Raw genomic sequence first — 20343 nt, 5'->3', positions numbered from 1 at the left:
TATACTCACGGCGACGGCCAAAGGAAACGCGGCCTTCGGCCTCGCCCGCCCTCTGCGGCGAAGCAGGTCGGCCGCGCGCCGCATGATCGTCAGACCACCGGCTTCCAGAAGCCGCTGGCCGTCCGGCAAGCGGTTCCCACCGCCTTCACCACCGGCGATTCGCCCTGGAACACATGCGAATAGCCCCGGCAGTCCTGCGAACCGACGCGGTAGAGCTGGGTCGGCACGACCTCGCCGCTGTAGCCGTCGGCGTTCCACGCGACCGGCTGTCCGGCCGTGGCAAAGTTCAGCGCCTGGAATTCCGCCTCCAGCGCCCGGGCGCGGGCGTCCTCCGGCAGCGTCCGGCCCACCGGATCCTGCCCGATCAGCCCGCCGTCCAGCGCCGCGACGCCCTCGGTCGGCGGCGACAGGGTTCCGCCCCCGAACCCGGCGCTCAGGCAACCGGACACGGGAAGCGCCAGAACCGGAACCAGAAGCTTCAAGACAATGCGCATATGATCCATCCGAATACGGCAGGCCCGTCGCAAGACTGCGCCAGGGAAGGCCTGTCGGAGATCATGGGTCTTGCCCGGCATGTCAAGCGGCCAGGCCGCCCGGCGCGCGGGGAAGCGTCACCGTGGCTTTCAGGCCACCCAGTTCGGAGCGGCCGAGATCCAGGACGCCGCGATATTCGCGCACCATGTCGAGAACGATGGACAGGCCCAATCCGCTACCGGGCGTCGCCTCGTCGAGCCGCGTGCCGCGCTTCTTGGCCTCGACGATCTGTTCCTCCGTCAGCCCCGGCCCGTCATCCTCGATGCTCACCGAGACGCGGTCGGTGCCCGTCGCCTCGGCCGAAACGCGGATGCGGGCCTTCGCCCATTTTCCCGCATTTTCCAGGAGATTGCCGGCGATTTCTTCCAGATCCTGCTTCTCGCCGGCAAAGACCAGATCGGCCGCCGCCTCCGCGTCGAAATCGAGGTCGATCCCTGGGTTGAGCTTGGCGACCACCCGCACCAGCCGCTCCAGCGTCGGCGCCACCGGCGTGCGGAACACGCCGCCCTCGCTCTGCGCCGCCACCCGCGCCCGGTCGAGATAATGCTGCACCTGCTGGCGCATCCGCTCGGCCTGGTCGCCGATCACCTGGCCGCGCTCACGGCCCATCGCGCTCGCCTCGTTGACGAGCACGGCGATCGGCGTCTTCAGCGAATGGGCGAGATTGCCGACCTGGGTGCGCGAGCGCTCCACGATGCGGCGATTGTTGTCGATCAGCGCGTTCATCTCGACCGCCAGCGGCTCGATCTCGATGGGAAAACGCCCCTCAAGCCGCTCCGCCCGGCCCGTTCGCACGTCGCTCAGCGCCGCGCGCACCGCCCGCAGCGGCCCCAGCCCGAACAGGATGGCGAGGCCGTTGACCAGCACCGTGCCCAGCCCGACGGCGCCGAGATAGAGGGTGAGGATGCGGTCGAACTCGCCGATTTCGGCGGCCACGACGCTGGCATTGCCCATCACCCGGAACCGCGCCGCATGGTTCTGGCTGTCGAGCACGACCTCGGTCTCGATGATCCGCAATTGCTCGCCGTCGAGGCCGTCGGCATCGTAGCTGCGCCGGTAGGCGGCGTCGAAGGGCACCTGCGCGGTCCCGGTCGGCGGAACATCCAGAATCCCCAGCGAGCCGGAGCTCAGCCTCCCTTGCGTGTTGGCGCTGGCCGGCACGACCTCCCAGTACCAGCCCGACAAGGGCTGCAGGTAGCGCAGGTCGCCGAGATCCGGCGAGCCCGACAGATAGCCGGAATCGCCGACGCTGACGCTGTTGACGAGATTGTAGAGCTGCGCCGTAAGGAGATCCTCGAACCCCTTGCGCGCGGTGCGCTCGTACAGCGTCGAGATCAGACCGCCGGCCACCGCGAAGGCGACGATAGCCCACACGCTCGACAGCAGGATGACCCGGGCGGTGAGCGACCTAACCGCCGGTGCCGCCATCATGCATCCTGTAGCCCTGCCCGCGGACGGTTTCGATCAGTTCGGCGCCGCCGAGCTTCTTGCGCAGCCGCCCGACAAACACCTCGATCGTGTTGGAGTCGCGGTCGAAATCCTGGTCGTAGAGATGCTCGATCAGTTCGGTGCGCGAGACGATCTGGTCCTGATGGTGCATCAGATAGTCGAGCAGGCGGTATTCGTGGGAGGTCAGCTTCAGCGCCGTGCCGTCGAGCGTCACCCGGGCCGCGCGCGTATCGAGCCGCAGCGGCCCGCAATGGATCTCCGAGGAGGCATGGCCGGCCGCCCGGCGGATCAGCGCGCGCAGCCGCGCCAGCACTTCCTCCACATGGAACGGCTTGGTGACATAGTCGTCGGCGCCCGCGTCGATGCCGGCGACCTTGTCGCTCCACCGGTCGCGGGCGGTCAGAATCAGCACCGGCATGGTGCGGCCGTCGCGCCGCCAGCGCTCCAGGACGCTGATGCCGTCCATCAGCGGCAGGCCGACATCCAGCACCACCGCGTCATAGGGTTCGGTATCGCCGAGAAAATGCCCCTCCTCGCCGTCCATCGCCTTGTCCACCACGTAGCCGGCGCCGTTCAGCGCCTCCACGAGCTGGCGGTTCAGTGTCTGGTCGTCCTCCACGACGAGTATCCGCATGCGGATCGTCCCCTCTCTGCAATTCGTCCGGCATCGCTCGAAGCCGGATGGTGCGCGCGTCCGGCTGGACGCCGCGCTGCCCGGCTTACGGGCGAATGGTCACCGTCGTCTTGCGCGGGCGGCCACCATCGGTGCCCGGCACCAGCACCGTCACCACGCAGACCGTCTGGCCGCCTTCGGTGCGGGTCGAGACCGACAGCACCTCGCCGCCGGTCTGCGCCGCGGCCTTGGACCCGGCGCTCGAGCAATCGGCCTGGGCCAGGCGCACCAGACCGTCCGTCACGGGCGCCGCCCGACCGAGCTGCTTCGGCCAGTCGCCCGCACCGTCACGCGCGACGACGGGCCCGGCACCCAGCGTCAGGGCGGCGAGAAACACAAGAAAGATGGTACGAATTCGGGTCATGGATTGCCCAGCTAGATCGGAACGCCACCGGCCACAGACATGGCAGCCGACCCCTTCCTAGCAAGGTCTCGCTGAACCGCCCATGAATGATGCCGCTTCGCGCGCCGATTCCGGCAGGCTCCGACACTTCCGCCGCCCCGAACCGCCACGCGTCTAGCACAGACACGTGACGGCTCCAGCCGCAGCCGGCCCGCTATCGCAGGGTCTTCTGCGCTGCCAGCCGGCCGAGGATCGCGACCACCGCACCGATCGCGGCGGCGCCGTTGGTCAGCGACAGTATCAGCGTCTCGCTGGTGGCCGCGTCGATCTCGACGCCGACGATCCCGCCGACGCCGGCGACCAGCGCCACCAGCCCGCCCCAGATGCTGCGCGACTGGTACCAGGGTTTTGCATCGCTCATCTCGCCTCTCCTCCTGTTGCCTTGAATTGCCGGGTCAGCCCGGACGGATGAAGGTCTGGACGGATGGGGTTCCGTCGCCCCAGACCGGGCTCGTCTGGGCGACGGTCACCGTCACCGTCGCCGGCAGCGCGCCGAAGGCGGCGTGCTGCTCCGCCGCTGGCACCATCAGCGCCGGCTGCCCGGTCTGCCGGGCAAGAACCGCCCCCGATCCGTCGCCGATTTCGATGCTGTAAAGTTCGCGCTCCTCGCCCAGCGGCACGTCGAGCCCGTCCCAACCGTCGCCGCCGATGCGCGTCCGCCGGATCCACGCCAGCGCCAGCGCGCCGTCCTGGTGAAACTCCGCGCGTAGATGCACCGGCGACAGCGGCCGCACCGAGCGTGCCCCCAGCGTGGCGGACAGGGTGACGACCGCCGGATCGTCGGCGAGCCGGCCGAGCGGCGATACGCGGATCGTCAGGTCGCGCCCGACCTCGCCGGTGCCGAGGCCCAGCGCTTCGCAGGCTGCGTCGAGCAGCACGAAGGCCGCTCCCGGCGCGGCGCCCGCCGCCATCGCATCCTCGGTGCCGCCCTGCGCCCGCAGCAATCCGCTCAGTTCGAAGATCTGCGGCGCGATCTCGGTGGCGCTGGCGAACTGCAGCACCTCCCAGGCGCCTGACGCGCATTGGACGGCGCAGAGATTGCCGCCATCGAGCAGCGCTCCCTTGTCGATCGAGGACAGCGCACCGCGATGCAGCCGCACGAACAGCCGACGGCCCCGGTCGAGCACGCCGCGGGGGCCGGCTTCCAGCGCTTCGATCAGGGCCCCGGTCGTCGCCGCACGGGTGGCAATGCTGCGGGTGTCGAAGCCGTCCCCGGAACGCGACACGCCGAGGGCATAGCCCGCGAAAGGCCTCGCGTGGATCGCGAAGCGCGCGCCCGCGATGGCCTCGCCGCCCTCCGGCAGCGGCAGGTCGAGCAGATGCACCAGCGGCCGCGAGGCGCCGAGCGGCACAAGTGGCCCCGGCCCCGGTGGCGGCTTCCCCTGGTCGGGATAGGCGCGCCGCCGAGGCGGCAGCAGCCGCGCTTCCATTTGGCGGGCGAGCCCCGTCTCGATCCGGGTGATCAGCCAGGCCCCGTCCCGGCCGTCGAGCCGCACCGTGTCGCCGGCCTCCAGCGCCAGTTCCGATGTCGCAGTCCCGAAGCGCGCGGTCTCGGCATGGCCGCCCATTTCCGCCAGCATCTCGGCCGCCAGCTCCCGCGCATGGGCTTCATCCAGCACCACCGGCAGTTCGACGATCTCCTTGCGCGGCCGGTCGGCGCTCGCCCGCACCGCCTCGGCGGCACTCGGCTGATAGGCCCGCGCCGGATCGAGATAGCCCAGCGAGACCTCCTGCGCCCGCTCGCTCGCATCGGCCCGGCGCAGTTCGACAAAGGGGCCCTCCCCGTCGGCAAAGGCGGTGATCGTCGCTTCGGGCCGCAGCCGGGCCAGCGAACGCAGCACCAGCCGGCCCGCCGCCACATGGCCGACCGTCCCGGTGAGCCGCATCAGCTCCTCAAGCGCCTGGCGGGCCGAGCCGGGCCCCCCCGCAACGAAGCCGGTCACGACCGCATCCACCGCCGAGACGTCGAAATCCGTGATGCCGTGATCGCGCAGCATTGCGGCAAACAGCGCATCCGCCGGGGAGTTCGCCAGCCGGCCGCTCAGCCAGTGGCCGCGCCGCCAGTTGTCGCCATCGGCCCAGACATCGGACCGTTCGGGAAACGCCGGATAGGGTCGCGCATCCCATGTCCAGAGATGGATGGCATCCGGTGCCACCATTCGCCCGCCATAGACCGGCGAGACCGGGTTGGCCGTCGCATCGAAGACCGGCGAGGCCGGGTCCCAATGCTCCAGATGCGCCTCGACGAAGCGGCGCTGGGCGAGATCGTCGCGCCCACCCGCCGAGAAATGCGGCGTATGGCTTTCCGAGGATTTCGGATCGACGAAGACATTCGGCTGGTTGGCGCCCTTGTCGATCGCCGGGCAGCCGAGTTCGGTGAACCAGATCGGCTTGCCCATCGGCACCCAGGGAGAGGTTCCGGCAATCTCCACGCCGCCGCGCCGTTCGACATGCGGGTTCGCCCACCACCCCGCCAGATCCTTGGCGCGATAGACCCAGGGCTTGCCATGGGCACCGTCGGTGATCGGCGTGCACAGCCCCGCCGCGCGGTCGCCCGCGCTGGCATAGTACCAGTCGAAATATTCGCCGCCGGCGATGCCGCTCCGCAGCGCCGCCCGGTCGTATTGCGAGGGCGTTTCGTCCGCCGACGCATCCTCGCCTGCGTCCCGCAGATCGGCGAGCGGCAGGTAATTGTCGATGCCGACCACGTCGATCGCCGGCGAGGCCCAGAGCGGATCGAGATTGTAGAAGACATCGCCCGAACCATCCGCCGGCTGGTAGCCGGCATATTCGCTCCAGTCGGCCGCATAGGTCACGACCGCGTCCGGCAGCATCGCCTTCACGGCCCCGGCGATGGCGATCAGACCCTCGACAAAGGGAAACGCCCCGGTCTCGTCCCGGATGCGGGTCAGGCCGCGCATTTCCGAGCCGATGACGAAGGCGTCGACGCCGGCCAGGGCCGCCAGCGCCGCCTGATGGAAGATCATCCGCCGATACGACCATTCCGCCGGCCCCGCATAGACGACCTCTCCGCCCGCGGCGGAGAAATGCTCCGGCCCCGCCGTGCCCAGAAAGGCCGCGATGGCGGCGCGGGCCGCCGCTGTGCCGTCGGTCGAGCCGGCGCGGCCGGGTTCCAGATCCAGCGTCATCCGCCCGCGCCAGGGAAACGCCGCCTGTTCGCCTGCGCCATACGGGTCTGGCAGGCCGTTGCCCGGCGGCACGTCCATCAGGACGAAGGGATAATAGGTGACCCCCAGCCCGCGCGCCTTCAGATCGGCGATCGCCCGCGAGACGCCCCGGTCGCCCGGCGTGCCGCCAAAGGCCGGCCCGCCATCGACGCGGCTGACCAGCCGTGCTCCACCGCGACCAACGCCGCCTGCCCGCCATTCCTCGGTCTCGTCCCGGCCTCCGATCTCGATCCCCGGCCGCAAACTGCAGTGTCCGGCCCGCAGATCGTCGCCGAACCAGGACACCACCAGCGCCGCCCGCTCCAACGCCGGGCACAGCGCCTCCAGCTCGTCCAGCGATGCCATCCAGTCGCTCGGTCCGAACAGCATGTTGCGGTTGACCAGCCGGTCCTCGCCCGGTCCCAGCCGCTCGCGCACCGGCAGCGGATCGAGCCCGTGCTCGCTGGCGCCGGGAATGATGGTGACGGCACGGATCTGCGTTTCCATCTGCCCGACCGGACGCAGGATCTCGCAGGTGATCTGCGGCAGCCGGTTGCCCCAGCGCTCCAGCGGCAGCCGCTCGAGGACGAGATAGGCGAGCCCGCGATAGGCCGGCGCGTTGCCGGCCCCCTGCCGCGCCTCGATCAGCGGATCGGGCGCCTGGGTCTCGTTGCCCGGATAGACGCGATGAACGACCTGCTCGCGGTCGATCTCCTCGCCATCCGCCCAGATCCGGCGGACGCCGGCGATCGGCCCCTCGCACAGCCCCACGGCGACATTGCCGTAATAGCTGTAGGTGGTGCTCTCGACCTTCGGGCCGCCGCCCTTGCCGCCGCGGCGCTCGGTGGCCGAATCTTCCTCGAAGCGCGTCGCCCAGATCACCTGCCCCGCCACCCGCGCCGTGCCATAGACCCGTGGAATGCCGGCGCCCTCGTCGGCGCCCATGATCCGGCTTTCCGTCAGGCGCGGCCCTTCCGTCCGCTTCGTCGTGCCGAACAGCGCCGCGTCGATCGAGGCGCCCGCCAGGGCACCGGCCGCACGGCCGAGCACCGCGCCAAACGGCCCGCCCAGAACGCCGCCGACGAGACCGCCGGCCGCCTGCAACAGGATCGTCGCCATGGTCTACTCCGGAAAGCGAAAGGCGCCGGCAATGCAGCGCGTCCAGGCATGCGGCATCGGCGAGGAAACGACCGAAGCGCCCTCATAGGCGTGGATCAGACGATCCTCCGCGTCGAGAATGCCGCAATGGGTGGTCGGCGCGCCGACCCGCCAGCGAAACAGGAGGACATCGCCGGGCCGCGCATCGGCGCGCACAATCTCCCGCAGATGCCGCCGCGCACCCTCCAGCAGCCGATCCGGCCCCGACCGCGTCGCCCAGTCGGCCCGGTAGGGGCCCGGATCCTCCGGCTCGGCGCCATGCAGCTCGCGCCAGACACCGCGCAACAGGCCGAGGCAGTCACAGCCGACGCCCCGCCGGCTGCCCTGATGGCGATAGGGCGTTCCCAGAAAACGCCGCGCCACGATCAACGCCCGTGGCAACCCTGCATCGACGGCCGCCCCGCCGCCGTCGGCATCAGCCCCGCGACAGCCCGCCTGCACCGTGCTCATGGCACCACCGGCGCGCCATCATGGCGCCCGTCGCTCTTGGCGATGGCCAGCGCCGCATCGCCGCCCGGCATGTGCGGAAAGCCGCGAAAATTCACCGCATTGCCGAACCGGTCGCGGCAGGTCGCAAAGCGCTTGTCGCAGCCCTGCATCAGTCGCACCGGGTCCCCCGGCGATGGCGTCGCCCCCGGCGCCTCCGTCAGCACCAGCGTCACCGTCCCGCCTACGCTCGCTATGGCCGAGACGATGTCGGCCCCGAGCCCCTCGGCCATTCCGCCCAGCATTGTCAGCCGGCCGTTCTGGAACAGCGCCGGCGCACCGCCGAGCGTGCCGGCGACGACCATCCGCGATCCCTCGCCGCCCACGACAGCCGTCTCGATCGTGTAGGGCGCCACCGCGGCCGCGAAGCCGCAGCGCGCATCGCCGAACACCGCATCGCATCGCCGCCGGTAGATCCGTCCCCGCACCCGGTCGAGCTGTGCCGCGACACCGCGCAGTTCGGCCGTAAAACCGGTCTCGCCGCGCTTCACTTCGCCGAGTTCCGCCACATCGACGAGGACGTGTTCCTCCGGGCTCTGCCAGTTGACGACGAAGGTCTCGATCCGCGCCGCGTCGTAGCGCCCCGCCCGGATGTCGGCCTCGTCGATGGCAGCGGAATCCAGTGCCCCCTCGACCTCTCGGCTGGCCGCCGCCAGCCCCAGCATCTCCTCGGCCTCGCTGCCGGTCAGCCCCGTCGCCGCCTCGAAGCGGGTCCCGGCAAGAACCAGCGCCGCATCGTGATCGGTGAAGCCCAGCACCGCGCCGTCCCGGCGGGTCAGGCGCCAGCAATGGGCGAGCGTCGTCTGGGGACCCTGCAGATGCGCCGCCAGTCCCGGGGGAATCTGTCTCATGGGCGTACCTCGATCAGCGGGATGGACGGAATTTCCCCGGCCTCGAAGGCCGCGACGTTCACGGTCAGCTGGTCCATGTCGAACCGCACCGGCACGTCGAAATCGTAACCGGCGGTGATCGCCGCGCCCTCGCCCGGCGGGTCCGCGAAGGTGACGATCCCGGTCACCGGGTCGACGACCATCCCCGCCGCGACCTCGCTGCCGTCCACGGCGATCCGGACCGTCTCCCCCGCCGGCTTGGCGATCGGCCGAACATAGGCGTCGGCGCCCAGGCCATAGCGCTTCACCAGCGCAAACTCCGTCGTCACCCCGTCGCCCACGCCGATCGCCTGGTCGAGGGCGCTCGGGCTCCCGCCATAGGCGCAGGAGCGCCAGTCCAGCGGATCGCGAAAGCGGAACCCCGTCAGCCGGCCCCGCCGCGCCTCGAAGAAATCCAGCACCGTCACCAGATCGGCGAGACTGCGCACGCCGGACCCCGCATCGTAGCGGCGCACGGAATGGCGATGGCGCTGGTTGCGATGCTCGAAGCCGGTCGACAGCCGCACGATCTCCGTGCGCCGCTCCGGCCCGCCGCTGGTCCCGAAGGACACGCGCAGCGGAAACCGCGCCTCGCTGAAGGCTTCGATTGCCATGGTCACAATCCCCGCCGGCCGCGGCTGGCGGCCCGCGCCAGCATCGCCTGAATCTGCGCCTCCGACCGTCGGAAGCTCGTCGCGTCGGGCGTCGTCACGTTGAACACGATGGACGGGCCGGACGGCGCACCGGTGCTCGCCACCCCCAACGTTCCGTCGGCGCCGCGCTGCAGCGGCAGGATCGCCTCCGCCCCCGCCTCGCCCATCAGGCCCAATTTGCCGGCCGTCGGAAAATAGCTCGGCGCGGCGACGACGCCGCCCTTGGCGAAGGGCACGATCCCGGTCACGGCGGGCACGCCGCCACCGCCACCCAAGCCGCCCAGCGCATTACCGAGGACGTTCGACGCCAGATCCGTCAGCGGCTTCAGCGCCGCATCCAGTGCGATCGTCGAGATCCGCTGGCCGAGCTGGCGCAGCACGCCGTCGAGCGAGCGCCCGCCCGACACCGCGCCCTTCATCGCCGACGCGATCGCCGAGCCGAAGGAATTGACTCGCTGCGTCAGGTCCCCCATCGCCTGCTCGAACCCGCTGGTATCGGCGACGATCGCGACGTTCATGGTCTCGTCCGGCTCCATCCTGTCACCTCGTCAGTTCGAAGAATCCCGGTCGGGAAAGCGCCTCATCAGGGCGGTCAGCGCGGCGCGGGCGGGCGCCTCGCCCGCAACAGTGCCGAAGGGCGCCAGCGCCGCCGCCAGCTCGCGCGGCGTCGCGGCCCAGAATGCGCGCGGCGACAGGCGCAGCAGGCCGAGCCCCGCCTGCATCGCCTCGGTCCAGGGAAAGGCCGTGCCGGGCGCCGGTCGATCCGGCACGGCGTTCAGGGGTTTGGCGGAGCCGGCTCCGTCTCCTCACCCGGCGTGCCGAAGGCCGCGGCCAGCAATTGCGCGGCAACAGTCGCCGCCCCCGCCGCCCCTCCATCGATCCGCATGACCGCCATTTCGGCCTCGCTGACATCCGCGCCGCCGCCGCGCAGACCCGCCGCCAGGATCCGCGTCAGGTCGCGGGCCGACAGCCGGCCGGTGCCGAAGCGCTCCACCAGCCCAGCCAGGCTGTCCGCCGCGAAGGCGTCCTCCAGTTCGGCCAGCGCCCCCAGGGTGAGGCAGAGCGTGCGCTCGCGCCCGTCGATGATCGCCGGCACCTCGCCGCGATGGCGATTGACCGCCATTGTCAGACCGCCGCAAATGCCAGCGCGCCGGCCGATTCCAGCGTCGCCTCGAAGGTGATCTCGCCATTGTGCTCGCCGGCATATTCGAGCGCCGTCAGCTGGAACGGTCCGGTGATCGTGCCGAACTCCGGGATCGCCACCTGGAACGGCACGATGTCTCCGGCGAAGAACACCTGCCGCAGGCTGGCGTCGGAGGCGGCATCCTTGAAGATGCCCGATCCCGACAGCGACGCCCGCTGCACCCCGGCCCCGCCCAGGAGTTCGCGCCAGCGGCCGGCGCTCTCGGCGTCGGTAATGTCCACCGTCTCGGCGTTGAAGGCGATCCGCCGCGTCCGCAGCCCCGCCACGGTGACGAAGCTCCCGTCCCGGTTCTCGTCCATCTTCAGGAGAAGGTCCTTGCCTCTCTGTGCGGCCATTCGCGTCGTCCTTTCCGCCCCGGTGCCGGTCGGCACCGGCCAAAGAAAAGGGCGGCCCCGAAGGACCGCCCGTGTCGATGTCGCTTGAATGTCTGCGGGACCCGTGCCCCGCGCCGGCTGGCCGTCAGGCCAGCGGTTCGGTCACCGCCCGGAACCGCAATATGCCGTGATAGGTGGCCGAGTCCGGTTCCTGCCGCGCCTCGGCGAACTGCAGTTGCAGATTGACCAAGTGGTGGCCCTCCAGCGGCAGATGCGCGTCGTTCAGCCGGCCGGCCACCTTGTCCATGATCTCGTAGGTCTCGGCCTTGCCGCCACCCTTCGCCCAGACATGCAGGGTCAGGATGTGCTCGGAGCCGTCCTCGGTCCCGGTCGACCAGTCCACCACCGCCGTGCGGCCAAGCGTCAGATAGGGAAAGCTTGCATGTTCGGGTCTGCGGTCGAACACTTTCGGCCCGCCCAACAGCGATGTCAGCGATGGGTCGGCGGTCAGCGTCTCGAAGATCGTCGTCTGGAGTTCGGCACTGGGATGCGCCATGTCATCCTCCTCGCTCACGGATGTCTACAAGATGATATATGGCGTGCCCTTGCGTCCGCCAGACGAACTGCGACCTCTTATGCCTCGTCTCGCACAAGTGATCGCACCCGCCCGCAAGATCAGACCGTCGTCGCAAGGCCCCGCGCATCGCGCAGATCGTCGCCAGGCCCCGTATCGCGATCATCCAGCGTGCCGAGATGCCGCGGCACGTTCGAGGTCGACGGCCAGTTCCCCGCCGGCACGGTCGAGCGCAAGCGGCCCGGCCGGCGAACCGCGCGCACCAGCCGTTCGAGCGGAAGGCGGCTGCGCAGCCGCCGGATCTCCACCGAAATCCGCATCACGCCTCCTCCTCGCACCGGCACACCAGAAAGCGCCCCGTCTCGTCCGGATCGTGCACCGAGGCGATGACAAGGCGCCGCGTCCCGATGCCGAAGGCGCGCCCGCGCACCACCTCCCCGCTCGAACGACAGATCACCCGGTGCGTGATCGTCGCCTCGTGTCGGTCGAACCGCTCGCGCGCCGCCACGGTCACCGGCTCCACATGCACCGACAGCTCCCGAATTTCCGTCCAGCGCGTCGCCGCGCCGCCGGCGCCGTCCGGCTCCGCTTCGGGCGCCAGCAGCGCCGCGCGCTTGCGCAACAGCCCCGGATCGAGGAACAGCGGCGCCATCAGATCCGCACCCGCCGATAGGGCGCGATCAGCGACCGTGCGAGCTCCGGCATCACCGCCGGCTGCTGACCGGGATCGACCGCCGCCCGCATCTCGTAGGACGCCGCCACGATCACCAGGAGCGCGGTCCGCAAATTCTCCGGCACCGCACCGGCCGCAAACCCCGCCTCGAACTCCACTTCGACGCCGTTCACCGCTGCGGCGCGCACGCCCGGCGACACCCGGATTGCCTCCACTCCCAGCGCCCGCTCGATGATCGCCTCGCCCGCATCGAACATCACGGGCACCCCGCCCGACGCGTAGGCGGTCACGCCGGTGATCGTCCCCAGCGGTCGTCGCGCGATCTCCACCCAGCCGTCGGCCGGCACCGGATCGAGCGCCAGCCGGAAGGACCGCTGCACCAGGACCAGCCCGGCCATCGCCTCGATGGTCTCGCGCGCCGCGCGGATCAGCGCAGCGATCAGTCCGTCCTCGTCGTCCCGGTCGATCCGCGCCCAGGCCCTCGCCTCGGCCACGCTTGCCGGCTCCTCGGCCCCGCCGGGCCCCAGATCGATGATCGTCATCCGTCCCTCCGCCAAAGCAAACGGCCGGGCGTGGGCCCGGCCGTCATCCGTCTCGCCCTTGAGCCCGCCCGTCAGGCGGCGAAGTCGAGGAACTTGGCGGCGTCGAAGTCCTGGATGCCGCCCCCGACCCGCTTGGTCGTGTAGAAGAGGACGTAGGGCTTGGCCGAATAGGGATCGCGCAGGACCCGCACGCCCTGCCGGTCGACGACCAGGTAGAAGCGGCCGAAATCGCCGAAGGCGATCGCCTTCGCATCCGTGGCGATATCCGGCATGTCCTCGGCCTCGACCGTCGGAAAGCCCATCAGCGTCGCCCGCGCCCCGGCGCTGGCCGGCGGCTGCCACAGATAATTGCCGTCACCATCCTTCAGCTTGCGCACGCTCGCCTGGGTGCGGCGGTTCATCACGAAGCTGGCGTTCTGCCGGTAGCCCGCCTTCAGCGCATAGACGAGGTCGAGCAGGCTGTCGGCCGCCTCGTCCGGCGCAAAGCCGCCGTCGGCGCCGGTCGCCACCGTGCCCACCGAGCCCCAGGCCCAGGCGCCCTCGTCCACCGTCGGATAGGTCATGAAGCCCTTCGGCTTGGCCACACCATCGCCATTGACGAAGGCCGCGCCTTCCTGCGCCGCGAAGGCCTGTTCGACCTCGTCGCCGATCCAGCGATCGATATCCACCGCCGCGTCGTCGAGCAGGGCGTTGGTCGCCGCCGGCATGGCGTAGAGTTCCATCGTCGGAAAGGCGAGTTCGGCGAGCTGCGGTGCGGTGGTCTGCGGGCGGGCATCGGCCTCGCCCACCCAGCCGGTCTGCGCGCCGTCGATCGCGAAGGGCTTCTTCAGGACGGCGGCCGAAACCATGCGCACCGTCGCGATGGCGCGGATCGGCGAGATCGCCGCCAGCCGCCGGCCGATCTCGGTCTCGGTCTCGTCCGGCACCAGGAAGCCGCCATCGGCCCCGGTCAGGCTCGACATCGCCTTTTCCTCGAGCCGGCGCAGCCCCTGCTCGTCGCCGCTGCGCACATAGCGCTCGAAAGCGCTGCGATGCTCGCTCGGCCCGGCCGCGGGCCGGCACTCGCCGCCCAAGGCCGGCCGCGCCTCCTTCAGGATCAGCCGCTCGACGCGCCGCTCCTGCTCATCGAGGCTCTTGGAAATCCGGTCGACCTTCTCCTCGGTCAGGATATCGGCGCTCATGCGCTTCTTGATCTCCCCCAGGCGCTCGTCATTGGCCTCGCGAAAGCTCTCGAAGGCCTGCATGAACTCGTGGAAGGCCGCTCCGGCCTCCGGCGCGTGCGCCTTGGTTTCGAGGGACGGATGGGAATGGTCGCTCATGCGGTTTCTCCGTTTCGCTTCAGAAGAGTTCGGATGTCAGGCGGCAAAGCCGGTCGCGGTCCGGGCGCGCCGCGGTACGGCCAGATCGGCCGCGCTGGCCACGCCGGCGAACAGGCGCGCCCGCTCCTGCATCGGGAAGGTCACCAGCGAGACCTCCCACAGATCGATGGTCACCAGCCGCCGCCGGGCCGTGCCGGCGCCGCGGCGCGCAAGCCTGGTGCGAAAGCCGATGGACAGGCCGTCCAGCGCCCCCGCCGCGATCAGCCCGGCCGCCTCGCGCCCGGCCGCCGTCGCCAGCGCCAGGGCGCCCTCGACATAAAGACCGGTGCGGTCCTCGCGCACATGGTGCCAGCGCCCCACGGGCCGGCCGGGATCGTGCTGCCAGAGCATGGCGATGCCGGCCATGCCCCGGCGCAGGACCGAGGCGGCGAAGGCCCCCGGCTCGATGATGTCGCCGGCGAGATCCGTCTCGCCGAAGATCGCCGCATAGCCGCGGATCGCCCCGTCCTCGGTCACGCCGGGCGCCGTGCGGGCGCGCAACCCGCCGGTCACCGCTTCCTCCACGGCCGTTTCTCGCCGCCGCGGAACAGCCCGTCGGCAAAGCGCGACAGCACGCCCAGCGCCCACCAGGCGCACAGGCTTGCCGAGGCCGACCCCATCAGCGCCAGCTCCATGGCGCTCAGCGTCTGGCCGAGGTCGAGATGCTCGGCCAGCATCAGCCCGGCGGGCGGGCCGAACACCACGCCGGTCACCATGCCGATCAGGAAGCGCGACGCCGCCTCGCGCCGTCCCTTCGGCAAAAGATAGGCGACCGAGATCGCCGACCCGGCCGCCGCGCCGAGGATCTTCGACGCCCAGAGCGCCAGAACGGACACGGGTTCGACGTTCATCGGCACCTCCATGGGATGGTCGCGCGCCGGCCGGCCCGCTCTCACGGACCCCGGCACATGTCATGTCTGTCGATTGCAGAAGACGCCTCGGGTGTTTCCCGAACCGCCGGACGCCGGTTTCGGCCACACAGCAACAGCGCCCACCCAGGCGGCGGGCCACGCGGGAACACCGCGCGGCCCCGTCAGCCGTCGGGCGCGATCAGGCGATCCACCAGAACACGATGCCCCAGAACAGCAGGCACACGAGCAGCAGGATCAGCCCGGCCTTGGCGCAGCCAATGGCGCCATCGTCGTCTTTCACGGCGGGCTCCTCTCGCATTCATCGAAGCCGCGACACTGCAGCTACAGACAGGCACGAGAAGGATGGCCGCATGGTTTCCACGGGCTTACCTCGCCCGGTGGTTAGCGAGGTCTTGACCAAGTGTCGCGATTGCTCTCGGACGTCTCACCCATCGGCGCCGTAGCCCACCGCCTCGCGCTTTTCCGAGCGCGACAGGAAGTCTGCCGTCCCGACCCGCGCCCACAGCGCCTCGCGCTCGGCGCTCAGCCCCTCGACCCGGTCGAGATCCTGCGCCAGCCGCAGGTCGGGCGCGCCGAAATGGCCGCCCAGCCAGTCGCCGATCGCCCCGGCCAGGCGTCCCGCCAGCGGCAGCACCGTCAGGCGGAAGAAGGCGCGGTTGGCCTCGGCGTAATTCGCATAGGTCAGGTCGCCGGGGATCCCCAGCAGCATCGGCGGCACGCCGAAGGCCAGCGCGATGTCCCGCGCCGCGCCGTTGCGCGCCTCGATGAAATCCATGTCCTTGGGCGACAGCGCCATCGCCTTCCAGTCGAGCCCGCCTTCCAGCAGCATCGGCCGCCCGGCCCGCGCCGCCCTGGCATAGCCGCTTTCGAGCTCGGCCTTCAGCCGGTCGAACTGCTCGGGCGCCAGGTTGCCGCCATCGGCCGGCTGATAGACCAGCGCGCCGGACGGCCTAGCCGAATTGTCGAGCAGTGCCTTGTTCCAGCGCGATGCCGCATTGTGCAGATCGAGCGCCGTCTGCGCCGCCGCCAGCGGGGAGTAGCCCGCCGTTTCGGCCAGCGGATGGAACAGCCGCACATGCAACAGCGTCGCCGGCCGCTCGCCAGTCCCCTCGGCCGCGATCCGACGCACGGCGTGGCCGGCGCGATATTCATAGGCCTCCGGCCAGCCGTCGCTGCCCTCGACGATCCGCACCCGGTCCGGCCGCAGCGCATGCAGCGCCCGGATCTCGCCGTCGATGCCGGTCGCCTCCAGATAGGCGTTGCCCGACAGGAGCAGATGCCCGCACAGGGTCTCGGTCAGGCTCTGGCCGTCGCTGGCCGGGTTGGGCCGGCGCAGGAGGTCGAGGATCGGATGTGCCGTGACCTCCCGGCTGCCCTCGTAGAGCAGCATCGGGATCGCCGCCGCGGTCTCGGCGATCAGCCGGACCGAGCGATAGACCACCGGGTTCTGCATGAAGCCGGCCCGCGCCAGCCCTTCATAGCCGCGCTCGCTCCACCCGCCCGGATCGCCGCCGCCGGAAAACACCAGCGCCCCGCCGGCAGACCCCACGCCCTTGCGCTCCCCCGGCGCCGCCGCACGCGCACCGCTCCCGCCACCGAGCCAGTCGGCGATCCGTGTCTTCAAGCTCATGATGGTCTCCGCAGCGTCGATCACGGCGCGCCAGGCGTCATGCTGGACAACGAAACCCCCGCCGGAGCGGGGCTACAGAACTCGGATAGGGCAACGCTTTGCGCGCCTTCAGTCGGCCGACGCCAGAATATCCTGCGTGGGCAGGATCAGCTTCAACGGACTGATCTTGGTCGGCTGAAATCCCAGCTTCCAGTAGAATTGCGCGGCCTCTTCGTCGAGCGCGTCCACCACGACCGCGCGAAACGCCACGGCCTGCGACGCCGAAGCGGCATTGCGCAGCGCACTGGCCAGGAGCGCCTTGCCGATGCCGTGTCCGTGCAGATCCTCATGCACCGCCAGCCGGGCGAGAAGCGCAATCGGAATCTCGACCGGTGTGCCGTGCGGTCGCTGCGAACGCGGCACATCCTTGCGCAGGATCATCCCCGCACACAGCGCGTAATAGGCCCGCACATGCATCTTCGCGTCGCGCACCACGAAGGTCCGCGTATAGTTCGCGCTCTGATTATGCAGCGCCATGTCCGACAGCCATTCGTCCGGGCTCGGCTTCCCGCATCGAAAATCCGAAAAGTCGTGGCTGTAGGTCAGTGGCTCGGGGGCGAAAAGCCCTAATGCTCGGAAGTCGCCCACTGGCTACCGTTCCGAAGCAGGGATGCCAGTTCCGGATGCACCTTTGCCGGCCGCGAAACCGTCTCCGCGATCGAGTCGAAGAGCGCTGCGTCGAGATGCAGGAACCGCTGGTCCATGAGTTCCTTCTGCGCACTGAAGGTCGCGGCCTCGATGACGAAACTCGACAGGCTCTTGCCACATGCCTCCGCCGCGCGCTTGATCAAGGCCAGTTCGTCGCTCTTGATCCGGACGTTGAGATTGTTCTCTTTCTTCGAGGCAGTCATTCCCGGTCCTCCATGACCGTTCCAGTAAGATCGTCCTGCGGCGTCGGCGACGGCCATCAGGCCCGCCCGCAGCCGTATTGACAATGTATGGACAGGCAGCGGTCAAATCAACACTGCCTCGCTCCGGTGAGGCCTGATGACGCCAAATAGCCCTCAAAGCCCGCGCACTCGCGGGTCGCGCACCGGGCCGGTCAGCGCGGTCACCGCCCACACCAGCGCGTCCAGCCGGTCGGGCGAGCGACCGCCGCTTAAGCCCTCCGGGCCGAAATCGGCCATCTCGTCTTCCAGTTCGGGAAACCGCCCCGCATGGCGCACCCGGCCCTGCTCGTAGAGCGCCGCCACCGGCTCGGCCCGCAGCCATTTGCCCCGCGACGCCCGTACGGCGCGAAACGGCACGCTCGGCGCGCAGGCGCGGATCACCGCCTCCACCATGTCGCCGCCCTGGTTCACCTCGGCGACGATCCGGTCCGCCTCCAGCCGCTCGAACAGCGCCACCGCGGCGCCCGCCCATTGATGCGGCTTGGCCCCGCGCCGGCTCGCATCGGCCAGCACATAGATCGTGCCATCCGCCGCATGGCCTGCCGCGACGATGCCGCAGGCGTCCGAGCGCGTCGTCGCCGTCGCCGGCGGATCCACCGCCACCACCACCCGCCGCAGCTCCGGCGCCGCGGGCACCCGCGCCCTGTCGATCGCCGCCACGTCGAACAGCGCGTCCTCGCGCGCCTCCAGCATCAGCCCTTCCAGTTCCTGCCGGCCGAGCCGCGACCCGCCATAGCGGGCCTCCATCGCCGCCAGGAATCCCGGCGCCAGATTCGCCGCATTCTCCGCCGTGCGCATGTGCGTCGTCGCCGTCCCCGCATCCGCCATCAACTGCTTCAACAGCGGGATCGGCCGCGGCGTGGTGGTGAACAGCGCCCGCGGCCGCACCCCCAGGCGCAGACCGAACTGCAGATTGTCGAAACACGCTTCGCCATGCACCCATTTGGCGAATTCGTCGCCCCAGGCCGCATCGAACTGGTAGCCGCGCAGCGCGTCCGGGTCCTCCGACGAGAACACCTGCGCGATCGCCCCGTTCGGAAACACCAGCCGCCGCCGGCTCACCTCATAGACCGGCCGGCCCTCCACCGAGGCCGCCACGATCCCGCTTTCGCCGGCGATCATCACCTCGCGCGCATCGCCCAGAGTCTCGGCGATCAGCGCGATCCGGCCATGCGGGCGCGCGGCGATCGGCGGTGCCCCCGCCGCCATCGCCCGCACCCATTCGGCGCCGGCCCGGGTCTTGCCCGAGCCGCGCCCGCCGATCAGCAGCCATTGCCGCCAGTGGCCCGGCGGCGGCAATTGCGAGCGCCGCGCCAGCCGCAGCCAGTGCGGCGACGCGCTCGCCAGCACCGGTCCAGGATACTCGCCCGACAACGCGGCCACTTCCGCCTGATATTCCGCCTCCGACAAGAGCGGCAGCCCCGCGTCGTCCCCTGCCGCAGCAGCTCCGACCTGCGAACCGTTTCCGCCCCCGCCCGCAACGGCAGCGCCACCATCGCCGGCCGACGCCTCGTTTCCGTCGATCCCGGCCGCTACGCCCACGCTCCGCGCCAAACCCGCACGGTCCGCCCCGCCATCAGCGCCTTCGCCGCCGCCGCCCTGACCCGTCGCGCCAGCCCGCCGCCCGCCGGTCATGCGCCATCCGTCGCCGCGGAAGGCCCCGCCGGCCCGTCCTCCACCGGCCGCGGATCGCCTGCATAGGCGCCGTCGGCATCGAACAAGGTCGCCCCCTCGCGCCGCCGCGCATCGAGGCTGCGCAGCCGCGACAGAAACTCCCCGCGCAGCCGGGCCGTCTCCGCCGCGTCCGCGTCGCCGCCCTCCACCGCCAGCCGTTCCAGCCGCTTCAGTTCCAGGAGCTTTTCCAGGGTGCGTGCGGCCTGGCCGATGCTCTCGACTCGCTCCTTGGCGCTCGCCTGACGCGGCGCCGGCGCGGCCTCACCGCCGGCCTTCGCCGGTGCCCGCCGCTTCGCCCCGTTGGCGGTCGCCGTCCTGGCGGCATTGGCCCGGGCCGCACCGGCCGCCCGCGATAGAGGAATATTGTCCGAAAGCTCGGCCTGCAGCGTCTCGACCTCGCGTCGCAGCAGCACGAACAGGCGCTCCGACAACAGCTCCGCCATGCCGCGCCTGCCCCCGAGCCCGTCGCCGGCGACGCCGGCCAACAAAAAGGGCGCCGGGGTCAAACCCCGCCGCCCGCAATTTCTCGACTGTAGCTGAACCCTACCCGACCACCGTCACGCCGTCAAGGACTTTTTTCCTAAATCTCTCATATCCCCCTAAGCCGCATCATCCATCGGGTTCTCGCCCGGCCAGGCCGCCAGATGGTCCTCGTAATCCTCCAGCGCCATGCCGGCCTCGCTGACCGTGCGGCCGCGCACCGAGACGCCGGCCTGGTGCACCGTGTCGGGATCGCCCGAGACCAGGTGGTGCCACCAGTAGAGATCGCTCCCCTCGGCCACCAGCCGGTAGGCGCAACTCGGCGGCAGCCAGCCGATCGAGCGCACCGTCGCCACATCCAGCGACACGCAGTCGGGCACCGTCGCCTGCCGGTTGTCGTAGTCGCGGCAGCGGCAGCTCTCGCCGTCCAGAAGCTGGCAGCCGACATTGGTCCAGGCGATCTCGCCCGTGTCCCAATCCTCCAGCTTGTTGAGACAGCAGCGCCCGCAGCCGTCGCAGAGCGACTCCCACTCGTGGGGGGTCATCTCCTCGAGGCTCTTGGCCTGCCAGAAGGGCTTGTTGCCGGAATCACGCATGGTTGAAATGTCTGCACTTCCTCGCGACTTTTTCATGATCTCGACGTATAGGGTACAAGCACTTCCTGATGAAGGGACGTCGCGTCGCGGCCGCAGATGCGTCGC

Annotated in this window: 26 protein-coding genes; all 26 read right to left on the bottom strand. The window is 70.4% G+C overall.

Features of this window, described 5'->3' with window-relative positions; translation table 11 throughout:
* Positions 1-89 precede the first annotated feature (89 nt).
* Positions 90-494 (bottom strand): hypothetical protein, encoded by a 405-nt coding sequence (locus tag H9Q09_RS18200; RefSeq protein ID WP_187392202.1) that lies wholly within the window; start codon positions 492-494, stop codon positions 90-92.
* A gap of 82 nt (positions 495-576) precedes the next feature.
* Complete coding sequence (locus tag H9Q09_RS18195) at positions 577-1965, bottom strand: HAMP domain-containing sensor histidine kinase (protein WP_187392201.1); 1389 nt, start codon at positions 1963-1965, stop codon at positions 577-579.
* Entirely contained in the window at positions 1943-2617 is a 675-nt protein-coding gene (locus H9Q09_RS18190; RefSeq protein WP_009208915.1) for a response regulator transcription factor, read from the bottom strand. Before H9Q09_RS18190 ends, H9Q09_RS18195 begins: the two co-directional genes overlap by 23 nt.
* Before the next feature lie 85 nt (positions 2618-2702).
* Positions 2703-3020: a hypothetical protein gene (locus tag H9Q09_RS22535; RefSeq protein WP_246716227.1), complete on the bottom strand. Its 318-nt coding sequence runs from the start codon at positions 3018-3020 to the stop codon at positions 2703-2705.
* 193 nt (positions 3021-3213) lie between these two features.
* Positions 3214-3420, bottom strand: coding sequence for a hypothetical protein (locus H9Q09_RS18180; RefSeq protein WP_040325398.1), 207 nt, complete (start codon positions 3418-3420; stop codon positions 3214-3216).
* A gap of 34 nt (positions 3421-3454) precedes the next feature.
* A complete protein-coding gene (locus H9Q09_RS18175; protein WP_187392200.1) occupies positions 3455-7345 on the bottom strand; it encodes a glycoside hydrolase/phage tail family protein in 3891 nt (1296 codons plus the stop codon).
* 3 nt (positions 7346-7348) lie between these two features.
* Positions 7349-7834: an NlpC/P60 family protein gene (locus H9Q09_RS18170; RefSeq protein WP_187392199.1), complete on the bottom strand. Its 486-nt coding sequence runs from the start codon at positions 7832-7834 to the stop codon at positions 7349-7351.
* Complete coding sequence (locus tag H9Q09_RS18165) at positions 7831-8721, bottom strand: DUF2163 domain-containing protein (protein ID WP_187392198.1); 891 nt, start codon at positions 8719-8721, stop codon at positions 7831-7833. The genes H9Q09_RS18170 and H9Q09_RS18165 overlap by 4 nt, the downstream gene beginning before the upstream one ends.
* Positions 8718-9353, bottom strand: a complete 636-nt coding sequence (locus H9Q09_RS18160; protein WP_187392197.1) for a DUF2460 domain-containing protein — start codon at positions 9351-9353, stop codon at positions 8718-8720. Before H9Q09_RS18160 ends, H9Q09_RS18165 begins: the two co-directional genes overlap by 4 nt.
* A 2-nt stretch (positions 9354-9355) precedes the next feature.
* A complete protein-coding gene (locus H9Q09_RS18155) occupies positions 9356-9910 on the bottom strand; it encodes a phage tail tape measure protein (protein WP_187392196.1) in 555 nt (184 codons plus the stop codon).
* 30 nt (positions 9911-9940) lie between these two features.
* Positions 9941-10162 carry a rcc01693 family protein gene (locus H9Q09_RS18150; RefSeq protein WP_228238879.1) on the bottom strand — a complete coding sequence of 74 codons (222 nt, stop codon included), beginning with the start codon at positions 10160-10162 and terminating at the stop codon, positions 9941-9943.
* A gap of 5 nt (positions 10163-10167) precedes the next feature.
* On the bottom strand, positions 10168-10515 hold the full coding sequence (locus H9Q09_RS18145; protein ID WP_187392195.1) for a gene transfer agent family protein: 348 nt from the start codon (positions 10513-10515) through the stop codon (positions 10168-10170).
* 2 nt (positions 10516-10517) lie between these two features.
* Positions 10518-10931: a phage major tail protein, TP901-1 family gene (locus tag H9Q09_RS18140; RefSeq protein ID WP_187392194.1), complete on the bottom strand. Its 414-nt coding sequence runs from the start codon at positions 10929-10931 to the stop codon at positions 10518-10520.
* A gap of 124 nt (positions 10932-11055) precedes the next feature.
* Positions 11056-11466, bottom strand: coding sequence for a DUF3168 domain-containing protein (locus tag H9Q09_RS18135; RefSeq protein WP_024348730.1), 411 nt, complete (start codon positions 11464-11466; stop codon positions 11056-11058).
* Between the two features lie 119 nt (positions 11467-11585).
* Positions 11586-11804 carry a hypothetical protein gene (locus H9Q09_RS18130; RefSeq protein WP_187392193.1) on the bottom strand — a complete coding sequence of 73 codons (219 nt, stop codon included), beginning with the start codon at positions 11802-11804 and terminating at the stop codon, positions 11586-11588.
* On the bottom strand, positions 11804-12136 hold the full coding sequence (locus H9Q09_RS18125; protein WP_187392192.1) for a phage head closure protein: 333 nt from the start codon (positions 12134-12136) through the stop codon (positions 11804-11806). The genes H9Q09_RS18130 and H9Q09_RS18125 overlap by 1 nt, the downstream gene beginning before the upstream one ends.
* Complete coding sequence (locus tag H9Q09_RS18120) at positions 12136-12699, bottom strand: phage head-tail connector protein (RefSeq protein WP_187392191.1); 564 nt, start codon at positions 12697-12699, stop codon at positions 12136-12138. Before H9Q09_RS18120 ends, H9Q09_RS18125 begins: the two co-directional genes overlap by 1 nt.
* Before the next feature lie 71 nt (positions 12700-12770).
* Positions 12771-14018: a phage major capsid protein gene (locus H9Q09_RS18115; protein ID WP_187392190.1), complete on the bottom strand. Its 1248-nt coding sequence runs from the start codon at positions 14016-14018 to the stop codon at positions 12771-12773.
* Positions 14019-14054: 36 nt separating this feature from the next.
* Positions 14055-14570, bottom strand: a complete 516-nt coding sequence (locus H9Q09_RS18110; RefSeq protein WP_348646328.1) for an HK97 family phage prohead protease — start codon at positions 14568-14570, stop codon at positions 14055-14057.
* Positions 14567-14908 (bottom strand): DUF6107 family protein, encoded by a 342-nt coding sequence (locus H9Q09_RS18105; protein WP_246716226.1) that lies wholly within the window; start codon positions 14906-14908, stop codon positions 14567-14569. Before H9Q09_RS18105 ends, H9Q09_RS18110 begins: the two co-directional genes overlap by 4 nt.
* Positions 14909-15353: 445 nt before the next feature.
* On the bottom strand, positions 15354-16559 hold the full coding sequence (locus tag H9Q09_RS18100) for a phage portal protein (RefSeq protein WP_187392188.1): 1206 nt from the start codon (positions 16557-16559) through the stop codon (positions 15354-15356).
* A gap of 108 nt (positions 16560-16667) precedes the next feature.
* Entirely contained in the window at positions 16668-17186 is a 519-nt protein-coding gene (locus tag H9Q09_RS18095; RefSeq protein ID WP_187392187.1) for a GNAT family N-acetyltransferase, read from the bottom strand.
* The gene (locus tag H9Q09_RS18090) at positions 17165-17506 is read right to left on the bottom strand and encodes a DUF1778 domain-containing protein (RefSeq protein WP_187392186.1); all 342 of its coding nucleotides are present in this window, start codon (positions 17504-17506) and stop codon (positions 17165-17167) included. Before H9Q09_RS18090 ends, H9Q09_RS18095 begins: the two co-directional genes overlap by 22 nt.
* Before the next feature lie 96 nt (positions 17507-17602).
* Entirely contained in the window at positions 17603-18838 is a 1236-nt protein-coding gene (locus H9Q09_RS18085; protein ID WP_187392249.1) for a terminase family protein, read from the bottom strand.
* 281 nt (positions 18839-19119) lie between these two features.
* The gene (locus tag H9Q09_RS18080; RefSeq protein WP_187392185.1) at positions 19120-19605 is read right to left on the bottom strand and encodes a hypothetical protein; all 486 of its coding nucleotides are present in this window, start codon (positions 19603-19605) and stop codon (positions 19120-19122) included.
* A 156-nt stretch (positions 19606-19761) separates the two neighbouring features.
* A complete protein-coding gene (locus H9Q09_RS18075) occupies positions 19762-20238 on the bottom strand; it encodes a YcgN family cysteine cluster protein (RefSeq protein ID WP_024348740.1) in 477 nt (158 codons plus the stop codon).
* Positions 20239-20343 lie beyond the last annotated feature (105 nt).

Origin of the sequence: Aurantimonas sp. DM33-3 (assembly GCF_014334315.1) — a bacterium.
GTDB classification, from domain to species: Bacteria; Pseudomonadota; Alphaproteobacteria; order Rhizobiales; family Rhizobiaceae; genus Aurantimonas; species Aurantimonas coralicida.
The sequence above is the reverse complement of the archived record's forward strand: the minus strand, read 5'-3'. Positions and strand labels throughout refer to the sequence as shown.

Bases quoted from the DNA above. Each gene is read 5' to 3' on its own strand.
- H9Q09_RS22535 (WP_246716227.1), bottom strand. From the start codon at position 3,020: ATGACCCGAATTCGTACCATCTTTCTTGTGTTTCTCGCCGCCCTGACG.
- H9Q09_RS18200 (WP_187392202.1), bottom strand. From the start codon at position 494: ATGCGCATTGTCTTGAAGCTTCTGGTTCCGGTTCTGGCGCTTCCCGTG.
- H9Q09_RS18160 (WP_187392197.1), bottom strand. From the start codon at position 9,353: ATGGCAATCGAAGCCTTCAGCGAGGCGCGGTTTCCGCTGCGCGTGTCC.
- H9Q09_RS18165 (WP_187392198.1), bottom strand. From the start codon at position 8,721: ATGAGACAGATTCCCCCGGGACTGGCGGCGCATCTGCAGGGTCCCCAG.
- H9Q09_RS18130 (WP_187392193.1), bottom strand. From the start codon at position 11,804: ATGCGGATTTCGGTGGAGATCCGGCGGCTGCGCAGCCGCCTTCCGCTC.
- H9Q09_RS18140 (WP_187392194.1), bottom strand. From the start codon at position 10,931: ATGGCCGCACAGAGAGGCAAGGACCTTCTCCTGAAGATGGACGAGAAC.
- H9Q09_RS18195 (WP_187392201.1), bottom strand. From the start codon at position 1,965: ATGATGGCGGCACCGGCGGTTAGGTCGCTCACCGCCCGGGTCATCCTG.
- H9Q09_RS18120 (WP_187392191.1), bottom strand. From the start codon at position 12,699: ATGACGATCATCGATCTGGGGCCCGGCGGGGCCGAGGAGCCGGCAAGC.
- H9Q09_RS18105 (WP_246716226.1), bottom strand. From the start codon at position 14,908: ATGAACGTCGAACCCGTGTCCGTTCTGGCGCTCTGGGCGTCGAAGATC.
- H9Q09_RS18170 (WP_187392199.1), bottom strand. From the start codon at position 7,834: ATGAGCACGGTGCAGGCGGGCTGTCGCGGGGCTGATGCCGACGGCGGC.
- H9Q09_RS18100 (WP_187392188.1), bottom strand. From the start codon at position 16,559: ATGAGCTTGAAGACACGGATCGCCGACTGGCTCGGTGGCGGGAGCGGT.
- H9Q09_RS18135 (WP_024348730.1), bottom strand. From the start codon at position 11,466: ATGGCGCATCCCAGTGCCGAACTCCAGACGACGATCTTCGAGACGCTG.
- H9Q09_RS18080 (WP_187392185.1), bottom strand. From the start codon at position 19,605: ATGGCGGAGCTGTTGTCGGAGCGCCTGTTCGTGCTGCTGCGACGCGAG.
- H9Q09_RS18115 (WP_187392190.1), bottom strand. From the start codon at position 14,018: ATGAGCGACCATTCCCATCCGTCCCTCGAAACCAAGGCGCACGCGCCG.
- H9Q09_RS18175 (WP_187392200.1), bottom strand. From the start codon at position 7,345: ATGGCGACGATCCTGTTGCAGGCGGCCGGCGGTCTCGTCGGCGGCGTT.
- H9Q09_RS18075 (WP_024348740.1), bottom strand. From the start codon at position 20,238: ATGCGTGATTCCGGCAACAAGCCCTTCTGGCAGGCCAAGAGCCTCGAG.
- H9Q09_RS18145 (WP_187392195.1), bottom strand. From the start codon at position 10,515: ATGGCGGTCAATCGCCATCGCGGCGAGGTGCCGGCGATCATCGACGGG.
- H9Q09_RS18090 (WP_187392186.1), bottom strand. From the start codon at position 17,506: ATGGCCGTCGCCGACGCCGCAGGACGATCTTACTGGAACGGTCATGGA.
- H9Q09_RS18155 (WP_187392196.1), bottom strand. From the start codon at position 9,910: ATGAACGTCGCGATCGTCGCCGATACCAGCGGGTTCGAGCAGGCGATG.
- H9Q09_RS18190 (WP_009208915.1), bottom strand. From the start codon at position 2,617: ATGCGGATACTCGTCGTGGAGGACGACCAGACACTGAACCGCCAGCTC.
- H9Q09_RS18180 (WP_040325398.1), bottom strand. From the start codon at position 3,420: ATGAGCGATGCAAAACCCTGGTACCAGTCGCGCAGCATCTGGGGCGGG.
- H9Q09_RS18125 (WP_187392192.1), bottom strand. From the start codon at position 12,136: ATGGCGCCGCTGTTCCTCGATCCGGGGCTGTTGCGCAAGCGCGCGGCG.